The organism is Bacillus sp. LH1 (genome assembly GCF_057924895.1).
Map to the genome: position 1 here is coordinate 3461384 of NZ_CM175007.1, position 16970 is coordinate 3478353.

The window sequence follows — 16970 nt, forward strand, 5'->3', positions numbered from 1 at the left end:
CTTTTCATTATGTATTCCTTTAAACTTGCAGTCCTCCGCTCACATTTAATACTTCACCTGTAATATAAGATGCGTATTCTGATGCTAAAAAGGCTGCTGCGTTCGCAATATCTTCTGGCGTTCCAATTCTACCAACTGGAATAGCGCCAACCATCTTTTCTTTCACTTTATCTGGTATCGTTTTGGTCATATCTGTATCCATAAACCCCGGACAAATCGCATTACAAGTAATACCGAAACTTCCAACTTCTTTCGCTGCTGTTTTCGTTAATCCTACAACTCCTGCCTTTGTAGCCGCATAATTTGCTTGACCTATGTTTCCTTCTCTACTAATTGAAGATATATTAATAATGCGTCCATACCCTTGTTGTCTCATGTAAAGAAGCGCGGGTTGCATACAATAAAAAACTCCAGTTAAGTTCACTTGTAATACTTGTTCCCAAGCAGACTTCTCCATTTTATGTAACATTGCGTCTCTTGTAATTCCAGCATTATTCACCAAAATATGTAATGTACCAAATTTTTGAACCGCATATTCAATTAACGACTTTGCTTCATTTTGATTACTCACATCACATCGATATGAGCACACTTCATATCCTTCATCTGATAATTCACGTGTCGTTTTTTGTAGATTTTCTTCATTTACATCGCTAATTAATACTTTCGCCCCTAGTTTTGCATAAACCCTTGCAATCTCTTTTCCAATTCCCTGTGCAGCTCCTGTTACAACAGCTGTTTTCCCATTTAAAAACTCCATTCCTATCCCCCATTTCTATTACTTATACTGTATATTTCGGCTCCTTGCTTTCCAATTCCTCTTTGTATAAAAAAGTCTATTTGTGTCAAACTAACTTTGCAACGTCGCATAAACGCAAGGAGATTGTGTCGAATGAACAAAAAGAATTTCAAACAAAGCAAAGCAACTGATGGCATTGATGTTGAGTTCTCTCGCGAACTCGCTGACCACAACGACTTAGAAGCAAATGCACGTGCAAATGCCGCTGATGCACGTCAAAAGCGCCAATCAACCGAAAAATAAGGTACATCACAACCTTATTCTTTTCAAAAGGGACCTACTACCCAACAAAATAAACCGAGAGACATCTCTCGGTTTATTTTCTATATTTTTTTGCATAATGAGCCAAAGTAAGCAATGGATATATATGAGCATAACTATGATAACGAATATAAAACCCACCTGGTAAACCTGTTCCAGTAGGATATTTTTCATTTATATAAGAGTTGGAGAGCAAATATGAAATACCTTTTCGAATGACTGGCGTTTCTTTATCATAGTAAGAAATGAGGGCATCTAACGCCCATGCTGTTTGGGATGGTGTACTAAATGGCAAAGTAACAAATCTTTTTTCCACGCTACTTTGGCAAGATTCTCCCCAGCCACCATCTTCATGCTGTATATGTTCAAGCCATAAAGCTGCTCGTTTCACTGATGGATCGCTAGATGGTATTCCTAGTGACCGTAAACCAGTCAACACTGCCCATGTACCATATATATAACAAATTCCCCATTTCCCATACCACGATCCATTTTCCTCTTGTACATTCATTAACCAATTTATCGCACTTTGTTTTTGTTTCTCGGGCAATTCATTTTGCGTATACGTTCCGAAAAATTCTAATACTCTTCCTGTAATATCTGGTGTAGAAGGATCTGTAATCATATCACTTGCATTTTCGATTGGTAAATTTGCTAATATACGGCTCGTTACCCCCTTTTCAAAAGCCCCCCAACCACCATCATTATTTTGCAATCCTTTAACCCAATTAACCGCTCGCTTCCAAGCAGTGTCTACATTTTCGTTCCCTCTACTTCGCGCCAATGCTCTTAACGCAGCAGTTGTATCATCAATATCTGGAATCGTCGTATTCACATCCGAAAAGCCCCAACCACCCGGGAAGAGATCCGGTGCATGTACACTCCAATCTACTTTCTTCGTTTGCTGTTTTCTTAGTAAATATGCTGATGCATTGTGAATCACTTTACTTGCTTTCGGAACTTGAGCTTCTTGCAAAGCATAACTGAGTAAAGCTGTATCCCATACAGTTGATGGAGAGTTTTGCAAATGGCTCCCTCTCTCCATCTTCCATATATAAGATGTGATTCCCGTTATAGCTTTTTGAATAATTGGTGATTGAATAGAATGTCCTAATGCAAGTAAAGCATAAATCATATAAAACGAGGCAGTTGCGTAGCTATATAATGTTCCATTTTCATCAATACGCTCTTTCATAAAACGTTCTACTTCCTCATATCCTTTATGATGCAAAGAAAGTGGATACGTTATAATTTTCTTCACGTCACTTACTAACGTTTGAAAAACTGGAGACCGATCCTCCCGAAACCATTCTCCGCCCCCGCCTGCAATGTGATTTAAATTTGGCAATAACTTTTTCCCTACTCGAAATCTTTTATTTAAACACAACATCATCGGAATTAAATGAATACGTGCTGAGCTACTCAGTTCAAAAATACTGAGAGGGGAATCATTCTGCAGAAACATAATTGGTGTTGGCAAATGAAAGAGAGAAGGATATTCATATTCTCCATGAATCGCTAATAAAAACTTCGTCATAAAATGAGCACGCGCTACCCCACCGCGCTCATTTATAAACATTTCCGCTCGCTTCATATTCACATCTTCTTTTGTATATTTTTTCGATGCAAGTAAGGCAGCATAAGATTGAATTGTAGCAGATAAATTACCACCCACTTCATCTTCATACAATTTCCATGTTCCTTCATTTGTTTGGAGTGATGCTAATCTTTTTACAAACGGTTCTATCTCTTTATCTTTACCTAATAATTTTAATAAAAAAATCATATGACAATCTGTTAGTGGCGCTCCTTCAAAACAAAACCGCCACGTACCATCTTGCCGTTGCATTGTTTGAAGTGCAGTTGTTCTTCTCGCTATTTCTTCATGCACTTTTTCATATAATAACAAGTTGCTCACCCACCCTTTCGAAATCCGTATAACGATATTCAAAAAGGTAGCTGAATATGTATAAAAACAAAGAAAAGCAGAACATATAAAATGTTCTGCTCATAAACAATACCCTACTCCGACAATAATCCCTAATAAAGCACCGACTACTACTTCATACGGTGTATGCCCAACAAGTTCATTTAACTTCTTATATTCTGTTTCTCTACCGTGAAAAAAGTCATTCAATATTTTTGCTTGTTTACTTACTGCAAGCCTTACTCCTGAAGCATCATACATAACAATAATGGCAAAAATTGTAGCAACCGCAAACATCGAGCTTTCCACACCTTCCACTACTCCAACTCCTGTAGCAAGCGCTGTAACTGTTGAAGCATGAGAACTTGGCATCCCACCTGAAGCAAAAAACTTTGCAAAATCAAATTCACCTGTTTTAACTAATTTGAAGACTACTTTCGTTAATTGTGCTAAAAACCATGAAATTACAGCTGCCATAAGCGGATCATTATGTAAAATTGTTTCCATGTTCTCAGCTCCTTACTGACTATAATGGAAATTCTATATAATATAAGTATAAAGAAAAATGCGTAGAAAATACTACGCATTATGATACTTTTGCTGATTTATTTTTTATAAATTTCGGTTGTTTCTGCACTAAAAACTTAGTCTTCGCTACCGAGAATACAAATAATGCAACCCATATACAGAAAAATGCAATCATATGAGTAGATGTGAAATGTTCACCAAATACGAATACACCTAAAATTAAGCTAATTGTTGGTGCAATATATTGTAAAAAACCTACCATATAAAGCGGAATAAGTTGGGCTCCTTTTGCAAAATAAAAAAGTGGTAGAGCTGTAACAATACCTGCTCCTATTAATAGTAATGTCGATAACATTGAAATAGATCCAAATGAGCCGAAACCATGGGCGCCTGTCATAACAAGGTAAATGATTGCAAGCGGTGTCACTAACATCGTTTCCATCGTAAGTCCAATTGTAGCATCATAGTTTAACAGTTTTTTCGTTAATCCGTATAATCCAAATGAAAAGGCAAGTGAAAGAGAAACCCACGGAATAGATCCGAAACGCACTGTTAAAATGATAACCCCCACTCCAGCTAAACCAACTGCAACATATTGCCAGAAGTTTAACTTTTCCTTTAAAACGACTGTACCAAGTAAAATACTAATAAGCGGATTAATATAATAGCCAAGACTCGCTTCAATAACATGATTATGATTAACGGCCCATATGTAAACAAACCAGTTTCCGCTAATCAAGACTGAAGCTATTGTTAATGACATTAATAATTTAGGTCGTTTAAAAAGATTCACAAATTCCCCAATAAACTGACGAAACCTCTTCGTAACACCTAATACGAGTAACATAAAAACAAATGCCCAAACGATGCGGTGTGCTAATATTTCATCTGCTGGAACTTCCTCAACCCATTTCCAATAAATCGGTAGGATTCCCCACATCGTGTAAGCACCAGCCGCGTATAGTATCCCTTTTTTTTGCTCTGCTGATTGACTCCCCATCTTCCTTTTTCTCCTCTTCTCATTTTTTCTCCATTATACGGTCTCACATGCTCACTTTACCAATAATCAATCTGCATTTCTTTCGACATTTCTCATACAACGAATAATAAACATACCGTTATTACAACAAGTAACGGTATGCCGAAAACAAATTTCTTTTTATGAGTTTTATGATGAAACATATACATGCCGATCCAAGCTCCAACTGCTCCTCCAGCTGCCGCCGATAAAAACAACGTACTTTCTGGCGTTCTCCACTGTTTCTTCTTTGCTTTTCGTTTATCAAGCCCCATAAGGCTAAAAGCTATAACGTTAATAATAAGAAAATAAATCCATTTCATCGCTTTCTCTCCTTATGAAAAATTCGATTAATAGTAACACGAAAAAACGACGGAAACAACTGAAGAACTCTTTTTATCCAACTAGTTTCATTCCTTTTTCTTAATTAGTTACCTTCATATTTACATAACCAACTAAAATCGCAGTTAAAGCATTTAATATAGAAAAATGTTATGAGTAGAATCTTATATTTCATTACATTCATCCACTACCATATCATCAAAAAAATTGCTCTCAATCACTTTCTCATCAAAACGAAGAACTACAATTAGCCCTACATATAAAGAAACAAAATTTAGAAACCATTCCCCATTCTCATCTTTCTTAGCTAAGCATTTAAATATCTCTTGAAATTGCATACGCTCGTCTGCAGCAACAATGGGACGTACACCAAAATATTTCAATACAAGATTCAGCTTCAGCTGTACGGATAATGATAAAATATATTTTAATAGCTTCGTATACTCTGCACTATCTTTTTGACTATACAACTTCACAAGCTTTGGATGTAAATTCGAAATCGATAATTCCTCGTCAGTCACTCTAGTTACTTCTATCGTTTCAATCATCTTTTTCATATCCATCACATTCACCCCTTCTGAAAAAATTCTAAAGCCAAAGAGTACTTAATTCAAAATGTACAACAATTGTGCGTTTCTCGTCTCTCGTTCTTCCTCACTGACTAAATCATACTTTTTTAGGAGGTGAAAAACATCATTTAATAATTTCTGTGAATGAATACCTTGCAAAAAACTCTTTAACTCTTTAAAGATCCCTTCAGGTAAAAAATTCTTTTGACTTTCAAGCTTATTCATCACATCTTCAATAGAATGATCAATGTTACATGCCATACTAAACTTCCCCCTCTATCCTCTATAAATAATATCCTCAGCTAACGATGTAAACACTTCTCCAACAAGAGAATCTTCATCATATACAGATGAACCATTATTTTCTTCACGTTTCGCAAAAGGTATTTTGGCAATTACTTCTGTTTGCAATTGTTCTGCAAGCATTTCGCCGCCGCCTTTTCCGAAGAGATAATTTTTCGATCCATCTTGTTCTTCATAATAAGCCATATTTTCCACAATACCTAAAATCTCATGCTTCGTATGTTTTGCCATTACACCAACTCTTGAAGCAACGAATGAAGCTATATTGTGCGGAGTTGTAACAATTATTTCTTTCGCTTGCGGAATCATCGCTGCAACATCAATCGCAACATCTCCTGTACCTGGTGGTAAATCAAGTAATAAATAATCTAATTCTCCCCAGTGCGTATTCGCAAGGAAATTTTGAATCCATTTATTTAGCATCGGTCCGCGCCACATCACTGGGTTATTTCCTTCTGTAAAGAATCCCATCGACATGATTTTAACACCGTGACTAATGACTGGAATTGCCGTTTGATCAATCATCGTTGGTTTCTTATTCGTTTCCATCATAGCTGGAATACTAAAACCATATATATCTGCATCTAATATCCCCACTTTTTTGCCCATACGAGCTAGTGCAGTTGCAAGATTAATTGTCACCGTTGATTTTCCAACTCCGCCTTTTCCGCTCGTTACAGTAATAAAACGTACTCCTGAATCCGGGCGAAGCATGCTCGGCATACCAGTTTCTGTTCTAGTATTTCGCTTTAACTTCTCTGTTAAAGCTGCACGTTCTTCTTGTGTCATAGAACCAAATGTTACCTCCACTTTAGAGGCACCAATTGCGTGAAGCGATTCTTCAATATCTTGTTGAATTTTTGCTTTTAACGGACAACCTTGGATTGTTAGTACTACTTCAAGTTTAACCTCTGTTCCGTTCATTTGTATATTTCTAACCATATTTAATTCTACAACACTTTTGTGTAACTCTGGATCCTCTACATGTTTTAATGCATTCATTATTTGTTCTTGAGTAAGCATAGAACTCATCCCTTCTCTTATTCTAATTTATATACAACATTTTCTTGGCACTTCATCTGGTGAAAAAGCTTATTATCCCCCGCTAACGGGTGGGATTAATGCGACTATATCTCCGGCTTTTATCATCTCTTCATTCATTACAAACTCTTCATTAACAGCCACCATCACTTTATCCAGCGATTGTAAACAATAGCTGGCTTTGAGCCATTCTTTTAATTGCTGCACTGTCATTTCTTGCTTTTCTGAAATTACTAATCGATCCGATCCAACTTCCTCACGCAAATTTGCAAACAGTAAAATTGTAATCATTTTCTCATTCTTCCTTCTTTGGTTTTCCTTCTGGATAAGGTGTGTTTTCAAGTTGATCTCCAACCCACATCGTTCCATCTTCCCAAAATTCTTTTTTCCAAATTGGAACGATTCGTTTTATACGTTCAATCGCGTACTCATTCGCTTCATAAGCTACTTTACGATGCGGTGATGAAACTGCAATGACTACCGCAATATCCATTATTTCTAGCCGCCCTACACGGTGCGTAATTGCTACTTTTGCATCCAGCCATCTTTCACTAATTTCTTCACCAATTCTCATAAGTTGTTTTACTGCCATCGGTTTATATGCTTCATACTCTAAATGTAGCGTTCGTTTTCCTTTTGTTAATTCTCTCACCGTACCAATAAATGTTGTAATCGCACCTGCTTCCCTTCTTGCGACTTTATTCGTTACTTCTTCAACTAAAATCGGTTTATCTACAATCTCAAATAGCACTTGTCCCATTAAAACCACCTCTCACTTTATGAAATGTCCAAGGCCATTCACTACCTTCGTTATCTTCTAATAAAAGAACATCGACAAACATATCTTTTTTATATCCTCTTGTCCCGCCCGGCAATACGATAAACGCGTTGGATTCTGCCAATGAAGAAACTGAGCTAGATTTATCAAACCCTGATGGATAAGCGATTAATTTCCCCTCATCATATTGCAATTTTGCTCGTACAAATCTTGTAAATGGATTCGGTTTTAGAAAATCTTCTCCTAATAACGCTTTTTCTCTTTTTAAATGTACTTTTTCACTAAACATATACGTCCGAATACACGGTCTTACGAATAATTCAAACCCTACGTAACAAGCTGATGGATTCCCTGATAAACCAAATAATAACTTGCCATTTAATTGTGCTACAGTCGTAACACTTCCTGGTCGCATTGCAACTTTATTAAAAAGAACAGATGCACCTAACTTTTCGTAAATAGCTGGTAAATAATCATAATCTCCTACTGATACACCGCCCGTTGTAATTAACATATCTACTTGGCCAAGCGCTTCTTTCACAGCTGTAAAACACGTATTAAAATCATCACTAAACTTCCCAAAATATTTTACTCTTCCGCCCGCTCTTCGAATTTGAGACAATATCATGTACGTATTACTGTTTCGGATTTTCCCTGGCTGTAATGAATCATTGACATCCAGTAATTCACTCCCAGTCGCTAACAATCCAATTACAGGCTTTCTCGCAACTGGTACTTCACTATAACCGAATGTAGCAAGAAGAGCTGAAATACCTGGATTAATGTACGATCCCTTCTTTGCAAGAACTGTTCCTTTACGAGCATCTTCACCTTGAAAAGAAATATTGTCGCCCGTTTTGAATGATCGCTTCACTTCCATATAATTGTTGCCATTCTTCTCATATTGACGAGTCAGCTCTAACATAACAACCGCATCACATCCATTCGGAATTTGTGCTCCTGTCATAATTCGAACTGCTTGAAATGGACCTACTTTCTCATGGAATAGCGATCCTGCACCAATTTCACCCACTACTTCAAATACAATTGGCGTTTCATAACTTGCTAAATTAGTATCTTCTGCTCGAATAGCAAATCCGTCATACGGCGAACGATTAAATGACGGTACATCATGGTCAGCTACTAAATCCTCTGCTAATATACGTCCATAAGCTAATTCAATTGGTAATAGCTCCTTTAAGCCCTTATCAGCAAATCCCATCACTTTACGAACAGCTTCTTCAACCGTAATTGGCACTCTTCTTTCCATTGTTGACACCCTCTCTATTAACCGAATACGCGATAATATAGTTGTTTCGCTTTCGAAATATCATTTGTACCATGAATAAAAACACGACCATCCCGAAAAAAAACGATGCGGTAATCATCGGATTGGCAAGATAGTAAATACGGATTCCGATCTACTTTTCCCAGTTTTTTTAATACTTTTTCTATATCATCAAAATTGTATTTCCTATTGTCTACTGTTCTAATTTGAACTGTATTTCTTCCGCATAAAACAGCTGCTTTCGTTTGATTTTCGTATGATAAATAAGGATAAGTTCGATTCAAACCGCATGAGAGACAAGCGTCTGTTTTTATTTTCCCTAATTTTATAAAATGATTTTGATTACTCCATATATCAAACATGAAAAATGTTTTTCTAATTGCTGAGAAATCTTCCACTAAAATTTTGAGCGCTTCTGCCACTTGATATGCTGCGACGATTTGAACAGTCGGGCTAATAATCCCAGCAGTATCACACGTCACACCTGTAACAGGGATATTTTTCAGCATACAATGTAAACACGGTGTCTCTTGCGGAATAATTATATAACTCATACCATATGATCCAACGCAAGAACCATATACCCACGGAATATTATGTTTTTGTGATAAATCATTTATTACAAATCGAATATCAAAATTATCTGTTGCATCAATGATTACATCTACATTTTTTAATAGACCTTCCATATTTTCTGAAGTTGCATCCATTACGAAAGCATGTATTTGTACTTCCGAATTAATTTGTTCTAGCCGATTTTTTGCAGCAATTGCTTTCGGCATTTTCTCTCTCGCATCTTGTTCAGAGTACAATTGTTGCCTTTGTAAATTACTCCATTCAACGTAGTCACGATCGATAATCGTCAACTTACCAACACCTGCACGTACGAAACTTTCGGCACTTGCACTTCCTAATGCGCCTGCCCCTACAATTAACACATGTTTATTTCGAATTTTTTCTTGTCCTTTACTCCCAATTGGTTTGAACAACTGTTGTCGTGAATACCGATCAGCCATTACATACCCTTCCTCTCAAGAACTCTATTTCATATTAGAATGTTGTTTCTGATAACAAGCAAAGTAAGCAAAACCAACAAACCCAGCTCCTCCAATTACATTTCCGATAAAAACAGGAACAAAATTTTTAGCCAGATCCATCCACGTTAGATGACCAGCAAAAATAACAGCGGAAATGACAAACATATTTGCTACTACTTGCTGAAATCCAATCACTACAAATGCCATAATTGGAATCCAAATTCCGATGATTTTCCCGACAAAATCACTCGTCCCGTAAGCGAGCCAAAGAGCAAGACAAACGAGCCAATTACAACCAATTGCTAAAATCAAAGTTCTCCCAAATGATTCATGTAACTTCCCTTCCGCTATCGCTACCGTTTTATTTAAATACTCTCCCTCTGTTAATCCGCCAAGATGTCCAAAGCAATACGCAACGAAAATTGCCCCAATAAAGTTCATGAGAGTAATCCAAACCCAGTTATTCAGTACACTTATCAATGTAATTTTCTTTGCATAAAGCGCCATAGACAGTGACATCATATTTCCCGTAATTAATTCTCCTCCTGCTAATACTACGAGCATGAGTCCAACAGGAAATACTGCTCCTCCTAAAACATTCACTAGACTTCCCCAGCGCTCAGGTAAATTCCCTAAAACTCGAATGTTAAGTAAAAAACCTATCGCAATAAACGCTCCTCCTAAAAAACCGAGAATAAGCATCGCTGGCAATGTCTGTCTTACTTTTTGAACACCGGCCTCAATGACAAGCTCAGCAATTTGTTCCGGCTTATGAAATGCCATTACCCATTCCTCCATTTTCTCCAAATAAAAAAGCAGCTTCAAAAAACCTCCTCAAAATAAAGGTTTTTGAATGCTGCTTAATTTCTCTGCACATCTTTTACAGAGATATCAATCATCACTTTTACTATAAAATAGAAAATCCACAACTCTTGTAAATTTTCCATTTTTCACTATGACGCTAGCTTTATATATTAACCACCGATATGTGACATTTCAATTTTAGGTATTGTTTTCTTATTTGTATGATTTAAGCGTTCATCTGAATAACGATCTTCCCTATTATTCCATATATCGCGTACTACATCTGTAATGTCCTCATCTGTATGTTCAGAACGAAGCAATTCTCTTAAATCATTTCCTTTAGAAGCAAATAAGCAAGTATATAATTTTCCTTCTGCAGAAATACGAGCTCTCGTACATGATGAGCAAAAAGAATCTGTTACTGATGAAATAATACCTATTTCCTCATCGCTTCCTATATAACGATACCTAGTAGCCACTTCACCAGAATAATTTGCTTCTATCCGTTCTAACGGCATAACTTGATGAATCGTATCTACTATTTCTTGTTTAGAGACGACCTCTTTTAAATCCCAACCATTATAATTTCCAACATCCATATACTCAATAAAACGAAGAATATGCTTATTTTCCTTAAAATATTGCGCCATCTGCAAAATGTCCTGTTCGTTTTTTCCCTTTTGAACGACCATGTTTATTTTAATTTTCATTCCAACTTCAGCTGCAGCCTGTATTCCTTCCAGAACCCTTTGCACTTTGCTCCTATTACCATTTAAATAGAAAAACCGCTCTTCTTCTAAGGAATCTAAGCTAACTGTTACACGTGATAGTCCCGCCTTATATAAATCAGGAGCAAACTTTTTAAGTAACGATCCATTGGTTGTTAAACCGATATCTTCTACACCATCAATTTTATTAAGGCGCTCAATAAGCTTTGGAAGCCCTCTTCGAAGTAACGGTTCTCCGCCTGTAATCCGTAATTTTCTCACACCTAAAGAAACGAAAATACGTGTTATCCTTTCAATTTCATCAAAAGATAAAATTTTATCATTAGACAAAAACGAGTAATCAGGACCAAATATTTCTTCTGGCATACAATATCGGCAGCGAAAATTACAGCGATCAGTAACTGAAATACGTAAATCCTTTAACGGACGTTGCAACTTGTCTAATGTAACTGATTTCATCTTCATTGCCTCACTTTTATTTTATATTTAAAACACGTTCTGGATGGGTATATACATTTAAGGAGTGATTACGAATAAATCCTATTGTCGTAATACCTAAATCTTCCGCTAGTTGCAAAGCTAACTCAGTTGGAGCTGATTTTGATAGTATAATTTCACAACCGATTTTTGCAACTTTCAATAATATTTCCGAAGAAATACGACCACTAAAAACAATGATTTTATCTTTTATAGAAATATCGTTTCTTAAACAATAACCGTAAATTTTGTCTAGTGCATTATGCCTACCAATATCCATTCGGCTTAAAATAATACCATTAACATCACATAAAGCTGCATTATGAACCCCACCAGTACGATGAAACGTATCCGCAGATTGCTGCATTTCTTTCATTAACCGAAAACAATCATCGGCAGCAACCTGTACATGGACACCCTTCATTTTTTTTGCACTTAGTGCATCATTTGCAAAAACAAACCCTTGCCTACTCATACCACAACAAGACGTAATATAGCGTTTATTTTGCATTTGTTCATAATACGGATTTACTTTTGTCGTTGTTACATGCACAAATCCTTCTTTCTCCTGCACCCATACACTATCAATGTCTTCATACTTCCGAATGATTCCTTCAGACGCTAAGAAGCCTATTACCATATCTTCTATATATTCTGGAGTACTAACCATTGTAACAAACTCCTGTCCGTTCATTTTAATGGTGACAGGAAACTCTGTTACAATGCTGTCCTCTATATGTTTAAATGCTCCTTGTTCATAACGAAAGATTTCTCTTTCTACCTGTATCGGTTTCACGATCAGTATCCTTCTCTCACGTTATATTTTTATCAAAAACAAATACAGAAACTGCAATATCTTCTTCTACTTTCATATCTGAAAACAAATTCACTAATTTCGCTCCAACAAGTTCCTCCAAATGTTCACGGGAATTCGCAGCATACACTTCTTGAATCATTTTCGTTCTAGCCATATGAACCATTTCCGCACCGTCCATCGTACTTGAAATAAATTTTTCAGTAGGTGTTAAGTTTCCATAAAGAGTCGCTATAGCCATATTTTCCGCAAAAACAGTATGAATTCGTTCTGGTCCTTTTCCGAAAAGTTCCTTTCGAAGTTTTCGTATCATATCATTAAATTCATGTACTTTTTTTGACATACAATTATACCTCCCAAAAGCCTCATTTTACTCTATTATATATTTTACCAAAATGAGCCTTCCGCCCAAACTATTTCCTACAAATATTTGGGCGGAAAGGTTCACTTCATGAAGTTTATTCGTCTTTTAACCCTTTCCCCATACCTTTTAAAAAATGAAGCCCAAACCCGATAGCACGGTTAATATCTGGGTCTTTCAATACTTTCATAAGATCGAATACCCCTACTTTTTTATTACTTTCTAGATGTTCATTACCTTCTTCTAGCCCGACTAATAAACTACCTATAAGCTTTTTCGTAAGTTCTGGGTCAAGTTCAGTTAACGCACCTGCAGCGCCCATCATATTATTAATTAAATTTGTAACAGGCTCACGAGTTACTTGACCTAGAACAATTTTCGCAATTGGTTCTTTCGCTTTTAGCATTGAATTTGCAGCTTCTAGCATTCCAATGTCATTTAATTCCCCTACTATATTAAACATCTGATTTAGAGCTTCTTCATTATTAGTTAGAAGCTCTTTTAAATCATCTAACTTTTGCTGTTTTATTTCTTCCTCAGTTAATTCTTGTTTTTGAATCATTTTTATAGGTGCAGCCATAGTTTTCTCCTCCTACTTATCCGTTAAATGCACATACCCTGGACGTGCCCACTTACGATGTACCTCAATTCCAGCTTGAGGGTGACGTTTTTTATTGCGTGGGTTCGCTTTTGGCATCGGATTTTCGCCATCAACTTCTAATACTTCCATACGTACTTTTGTTTGTTTATACGCAGGTGTATTCGTACGTACATCCACAGCAGGACCTGTTAAGAAATTAATTGCCGTTTCGTTATCTGTAGAGTTCATCGGTAAATATAACTCATTCGCTTTTACACGATCTGTAACGAGTGCACGTAATTTTAATGCTCCAAAAGGAGAGACAAGACGAACTAACGAACCTGTTTTTACGCCACGTTCTTTTGCAAGGTCTGGAGAGATTTCAACGAAAACACCAGGTACTTTCGTTTGAATACCTGTTGATTTATTTGTCATATTCCCTTCATGGAAATGCTCAAGCATACGACCGTTGTTAATGTGAAGGTCAAACTCAGCTGGAAATTCAGCTGGACGTACCCAGTCAGCAATCGCAAAACGAGCCTTTTTATCTGGGAAGTTAAATCCGTCTTGGAACAGAAGTGGTGTATTCGTTCCATCAAAACTTCCCCAATGGAAACTGTTCCATCCTTCAAGCACTTCATAGTTCGCTTGGGAGAACAATGGTGATAAACTTGCCATCTCAGCAAAGATTTCACTTGGGTGGCTATAATTCCAGTTTGCACCTAGTTTATTCGCAACTTCCTGGACGATCCACCAGTCTGGTTTCGCATCTCCTAGCGTAGGAAGAACTTGATATAACCTTTGGACACGACGCTCTGTATTTGTGAAAGTACCTTCTTTCTCAAGAGATGGCGCTGCTGGTAATACAACATCTGCATATTGAGCAGTTTTAGAAAGGAAAACATCTTGCACAACGAAGAAATCAAGGCTCGATAACACTTCATGTACATGATTTGCATTAGAATCTACAAGAGCCATATCTTCTCCGACAAGATACATTGCTTTCATTTTTCCTTCGTCAATTGCGTGAAGCATTTCGATATTATTAAGACCTGGTTCACTATCAATTTTCACTCCGTAAGCAGTTTCAAATTTCGCACGTTCCATTTCGTTAGTAACGTGCTGATACCCTGGAAGCCACCCTGGTAAAGTACCCATATCACAAGCACCTTGTACGTTATTGTGGCCTCGAAGTGGGTATGCGCCTGCTCCTGGACGACGGTAGTTCCCTGTTGCAAGAAGTAAGTTTGAAATTGCAGCGGAAGTATCAGAACCACCTGTATTTTGCGTTACCCCCATACCCCAAAGGATACATGTACCATCTGCATCACGAATCATTTCAGCCATTTGAATAAGCGTTTCTTTTGAAATGCCTGTTACTTCTTCTGCATATTCAAGTGTATATTCCTCTAGGCTTTCTTTGAAATCTTCAAAGAAGTTTACATTCTCATTAATGAATTCCTGATCATGCCAACCTTGATCAATCATATATTTCGTAACAGCCATTAACCAAACTTGATCTGTTCCTTGTTTTGGACTAATAAAGACATCTGATCGCTCTGCCATTTCGGTTTTACGAAGATCAGCTACAATTAACTTTTGTCCGTGTAATTTATGTGCACGTTTAATACGTGTAGCTAGAACAGGATGACCTTCTGTCGGATTACATCCTACAATAATAACAAGACCAGATTGCGCAATATCTTTAATCGTTCCGGCATCACCGCCCATACCAATTGTACGGAACAAACCATCCGTTGCTGGTGATTGGCAATAACGTGAGCAGTTATCAATATTATTCGTTCCAAATACTTGTCGAGCTAATTTTTGAATTACATAATTGTCTTCATTTGTAATTTTAGAGGAAGAAATAAATCCGATAGAACCTTTACCGTACTCTTCTTTAATAGCGCCTAATTTATTTGCAACTACATTCAGTGCTTCTTCCCATGTAGATTCAACAAACGTTCCATTTTTACGAATTAAAGGTTTTGTTATTCGTTCTTTAGAATTTACGAAATCCCAACCAAATTTCCCTTTTACACAAGTGGAAATTGCGTTAACTGGTGCATCAGAAGAAGGTTGTACTTTAAGAATTTTACGTCCTTTCGTCCACACTTCAAATGAACACCCTACACCACAAAATGTACATACTGTTTTCGTTTTCTTCGTACGAGTATCACGCATGGCCGCTTCCACTTCTGATACCGCAAAAATACCGCTATATCCAGGCTCAACTTCTTTAATTAAATCTACCATTGGTTCAAGAATATCTGGTTTTAATCCCGTCATAAATCCAGCTTCACCGAGCATCGTTTTCTCCATTAAAGCATTACAAGGACAAATCGTTACACATTGACCACAGCTAACGCATGAAGAATCATTAATATTTACTCCTTCATCCCAAATAACTCGTGGGCGTTCCGCTTCCCAGTCTATCGATAACGTTTCATTTACTTGTAAGTTTTGACACACCTCAACGCATTGACCGCATGCAATACATTGATTAGGATCATAGCGATAAAACGGATGCGTCATATCAACTTCACTTACATCTACTTTTGGTTCATACGGATATTTTTGATGTTCAATTTCCATTAATTCTGCTGTATTATGCAGTTTACAGTTCCCATTGTTGTTGTCACATACTGTACAGTATAATAAATGATTTTCTAGTAACCGATCCATCGCCTCTGTTTGTGCTTCTTTTGCGCGAACAGAAGCACGTTCAATGTTCATACCTTCCGTTGCTATCGTCGAACAAGAACGCATTAACTTTCCGTCAACTTCTACAATACAAGTGTCACATGTTTGAATAGGATCTACTTCTGGCACGTAACAAATTTGCGGATGTTCAATCCCGTTCTCATTAATAACACCCAATATCGTTGAACCGGGCTCCGCTGTATACTTTTTTCCGTCAATTGTAATATGAACCATGTTGTTATTCATGGTCTTTCCCCCTTTTTGAGAATAAAAAAACTCCACCACGAAAATATACGCACCACATTTCGGCACGTTATTATCATGGTGGAGTAGTTTATTAGCACATCTTGCTAAAATACCAATCCATTTATTCATAAATAAAACGATAGAGTCATAACAGGTCATATCACGATTCCATCTTTAACACTATAATTATAGCGTTAAAGTTAAAAATATACAATATAAAATTTAAACTACGCATATGTCAGCTTGTAACTATCCATAATAACCCATATAAAGTGAAACTTTAATCAGTGGGGGGTTTTCTTCATCCCCCACTGATTATCAGCCCTCACCAATCGGGATAAAACATAACAAGGAGTAAGCGAA

The 16970-nt window shown here is 36.9% G+C and carries 19 protein-coding genes; 1 reads left to right on the forward strand and 18 read right to left on the reverse strand.

Going from position 1 to position 16970, the window contains the following annotated elements; all coding sequences use genetic code 11:
• Positions 1 to 19: 19 nt before the first annotated feature.
• Complete coding sequence (fabG, locus tag ACX9TM_RS17885; RefSeq protein ID WP_000395038.1) at positions 20 to 760, reverse strand: 3-oxoacyl-ACP reductase FabG; 741 nt, start codon at positions 758 to 760, stop codon at positions 20 to 22.
• A gap of 132 nt (positions 761 to 892) precedes the next feature.
• Here fabG and ACX9TM_RS17890 point away from each other — a divergent pair, with 132 nt between their 5' ends.
• Complete coding sequence (locus ACX9TM_RS17890) at positions 893 to 1042, forward strand: YfhD family protein (RefSeq protein ID WP_001035815.1); 150 nt, start codon at positions 893 to 895, stop codon at positions 1040 to 1042.
• Between the two features lie 73 nt (positions 1043 to 1115).
• On the opposite strand, the gene ACX9TM_RS17895 is transcribed toward ACX9TM_RS17890, so the two are convergent.
• The 17 genes from ACX9TM_RS17895 to fdhF all read right to left on the reverse strand — a co-directional run bounded on the left by ACX9TM_RS17895 (position 1116) and on the right by fdhF (position 16607).
• A complete protein-coding gene (locus ACX9TM_RS17895) occupies positions 1116 to 2969 on the reverse strand; it encodes a terpene cyclase/mutase family protein (RefSeq protein WP_000928147.1) in 1854 nt (617 codons plus the stop codon).
• 99 nt (positions 2970 to 3068) lie between these two features.
• A complete protein-coding gene (locus tag ACX9TM_RS17900; protein ID WP_000447820.1) occupies positions 3069 to 3494 on the reverse strand; it encodes a divergent PAP2 family protein in 426 nt (141 codons plus the stop codon).
• A 79-nt stretch (positions 3495 to 3573) separates the two neighbouring features.
• Positions 3574 to 4515, reverse strand: a complete 942-nt coding sequence (rarD, locus tag ACX9TM_RS17905; RefSeq protein ID WP_000535539.1) for an EamA family transporter RarD — start codon at positions 4513 to 4515, stop codon at positions 3574 to 3576.
• Positions 4516 to 4607: 92 nt separating this feature from the next.
• A complete protein-coding gene (locus ACX9TM_RS17910) occupies positions 4608 to 4856 on the reverse strand; it encodes a DUF1294 domain-containing protein (RefSeq protein ID WP_000871349.1) in 249 nt (82 codons plus the stop codon).
• Between the two features lie 183 nt (positions 4857 to 5039).
• Entirely contained in the window at positions 5040 to 5438 is a 399-nt protein-coding gene (locus ACX9TM_RS17915; RefSeq protein WP_000367297.1) for a hypothetical protein, read from the reverse strand.
• Positions 5439 to 5480: 42 nt separating this feature from the next.
• Positions 5481 to 5705, reverse strand: a complete 225-nt coding sequence (locus ACX9TM_RS17920; protein WP_000752375.1) for a hypothetical protein — start codon at positions 5703 to 5705, stop codon at positions 5481 to 5483.
• A 15-nt stretch (positions 5706 to 5720) separates the two neighbouring features.
• A complete protein-coding gene (locus tag ACX9TM_RS17925; RefSeq protein ID WP_000957508.1) occupies positions 5721 to 6770 on the reverse strand; it encodes a P-loop NTPase in 1050 nt (349 codons plus the stop codon).
• 72 nt (positions 6771 to 6842) lie between these two features.
• Positions 6843 to 7079 (reverse strand): molybdopterin converting factor subunit 1, encoded by a 237-nt coding sequence (gene moaD / locus ACX9TM_RS17930; RefSeq protein ID WP_000628500.1) that lies wholly within the window; start codon positions 7077 to 7079, stop codon positions 6843 to 6845.
• Positions 7080 to 7083: 4 nt separating this feature from the next.
• The gene (moaE, locus tag ACX9TM_RS17935; protein ID WP_000531881.1) at positions 7084 to 7548 is read right to left on the reverse strand and encodes a molybdopterin synthase catalytic subunit MoaE; all 465 of its coding nucleotides are present in this window, start codon (positions 7546 to 7548) and stop codon (positions 7084 to 7086) included.
• The gene (locus tag ACX9TM_RS17940) at positions 7529 to 8836 is read right to left on the reverse strand and encodes a molybdopterin molybdotransferase MoeA (RefSeq protein WP_000442200.1); all 1308 of its coding nucleotides are present in this window, start codon (positions 8834 to 8836) and stop codon (positions 7529 to 7531) included. Before ACX9TM_RS17940 ends, moaE begins: the two co-directional genes overlap by 20 nt.
• Before the next feature lie 17 nt (positions 8837 to 8853).
• A complete protein-coding gene (locus ACX9TM_RS17945) occupies positions 8854 to 9870 on the reverse strand; it encodes a molybdopterin-synthase adenylyltransferase MoeB (protein ID WP_000785261.1) in 1017 nt (338 codons plus the stop codon).
• Positions 9871 to 9894: 24 nt separating this feature from the next.
• Entirely contained in the window at positions 9895 to 10674 is a 780-nt protein-coding gene (locus tag ACX9TM_RS17950; RefSeq protein ID WP_000863998.1) for a formate channel, read from the reverse strand.
• Between the two features lie 191 nt (positions 10675 to 10865).
• The gene (moaA, locus tag ACX9TM_RS17955; RefSeq protein ID WP_000844124.1) at positions 10866 to 11882 is read right to left on the reverse strand and encodes a GTP 3',8-cyclase MoaA; all 1017 of its coding nucleotides are present in this window, start codon (positions 11880 to 11882) and stop codon (positions 10866 to 10868) included.
• 16 nt (positions 11883 to 11898) lie between these two features.
• On the reverse strand, positions 11899 to 12696 hold the full coding sequence (gene fdhD / locus ACX9TM_RS17960) for a formate dehydrogenase accessory sulfurtransferase FdhD (protein WP_000802688.1): 798 nt from the start codon (positions 12694 to 12696) through the stop codon (positions 11899 to 11901).
• 16 nt (positions 12697 to 12712) lie between these two features.
• Positions 12713 to 13057 carry a Na-translocating system protein MpsC family protein gene (locus ACX9TM_RS17965; RefSeq protein ID WP_000039582.1) on the reverse strand — a complete coding sequence of 115 codons (345 nt, stop codon included), beginning with the start codon at positions 13055 to 13057 and terminating at the stop codon, positions 12713 to 12715.
• Between the two features lie 115 nt (positions 13058 to 13172).
• Positions 13173 to 13655 carry a helical membrane plugin domain-containing protein gene (locus tag ACX9TM_RS17970; protein ID WP_000729897.1) on the reverse strand — a complete coding sequence of 161 codons (483 nt, stop codon included), beginning with the start codon at positions 13653 to 13655 and terminating at the stop codon, positions 13173 to 13175.
• Positions 13656 to 13667: 12 nt separating this feature from the next.
• Complete coding sequence (gene fdhF / locus ACX9TM_RS17975; RefSeq protein WP_001063637.1) at positions 13668 to 16607, reverse strand: formate dehydrogenase subunit alpha; 2940 nt, start codon at positions 16605 to 16607, stop codon at positions 13668 to 13670.
• Between the last annotated feature and the right edge of the window lie 363 nt (positions 16608 to 16970).

What these genes read in the sequence shown, in the direction of transcription:
- fabG (WP_000395038.1), bottom strand. Translation starts at nt 760, where the DNA reads ATGGAGTTTTTAAATGGGAAAACAGCTGTTGTAACAGGAGCTGCACAG.
- ACX9TM_RS17890 (WP_001035815.1), top strand. Translation starts at nt 893, where the DNA reads ATGAACAAAAAGAATTTCAAACAAAGCAAAGCAACTGATGGCATTGAT.
- ACX9TM_RS17900 (WP_000447820.1), bottom strand. Translation starts at nt 3,494, where the DNA reads ATGGAAACAATTTTACATAATGATCCGCTTATGGCAGCTGTAATTTCA.
- rarD (WP_000535539.1), bottom strand. Translation starts at nt 4,515, where the DNA reads ATGGGGAGTCAATCAGCAGAGCAAAAAAAAGGGATACTATACGCGGCT.
- ACX9TM_RS17910 (WP_000871349.1), bottom strand. Translation starts at nt 4,856, where the DNA reads ATGAAATGGATTTATTTTCTTATTATTAACGTTATAGCTTTTAGCCTT.
- ACX9TM_RS17915 (WP_000367297.1), bottom strand. Translation starts at nt 5,438, where the DNA reads ATGGATATGAAAAAGATGATTGAAACGATAGAAGTAACTAGAGTGACT.
- ACX9TM_RS17920 (WP_000752375.1), bottom strand. Translation starts at nt 5,705, where the DNA reads ATGGCATGTAACATTGATCATTCTATTGAAGATGTGATGAATAAGCTT.
- ACX9TM_RS17925 (WP_000957508.1), bottom strand. Translation starts at nt 6,770, where the DNA reads ATGCTTACTCAAGAACAAATAATGAATGCATTAAAACATGTAGAGGAT.
- moaD (WP_000628500.1), bottom strand. Translation starts at nt 7,079, where the DNA reads ATGATTACAATTTTACTGTTTGCAAATTTGCGTGAGGAAGTTGGATCG.
- moaE (WP_000531881.1), bottom strand. Translation starts at nt 7,548, where the DNA reads ATGGGACAAGTGCTATTTGAGATTGTAGATAAACCGATTTTAGTTGAA.
- ACX9TM_RS17940 (WP_000442200.1), bottom strand. Translation starts at nt 8,836, where the DNA reads ATGGAAAGAAGAGTGCCAATTACGGTTGAAGAAGCTGTTCGTAAAGTG.
- ACX9TM_RS17945 (WP_000785261.1), bottom strand. Translation starts at nt 9,870, where the DNA reads ATGGCTGATCGGTATTCACGACAACAGTTGTTCAAACCAATTGGGAGT.
- ACX9TM_RS17950 (WP_000863998.1), bottom strand. Translation starts at nt 10,674, where the DNA reads ATGGCATTTCATAAGCCGGAACAAATTGCTGAGCTTGTCATTGAGGCC.
- moaA (WP_000844124.1), bottom strand. Translation starts at nt 11,882, where the DNA reads ATGAAATCAGTTACATTAGACAAGTTGCAACGTCCGTTAAAGGATTTA.
- ACX9TM_RS17965 (WP_000039582.1), bottom strand. Translation starts at nt 13,057, where the DNA reads ATGTCAAAAAAAGTACATGAATTTAATGATATGATACGAAAACTTCGA.
- ACX9TM_RS17970 (WP_000729897.1), bottom strand. Translation starts at nt 13,655, where the DNA reads ATGGCTGCACCTATAAAAATGATTCAAAAACAAGAATTAACTGAGGAA.
- fdhF (WP_001063637.1), bottom strand. Translation starts at nt 16,607, where the DNA reads ATGAATAACAACATGGTTCATATTACAATTGACGGAAAAAAGTATACA.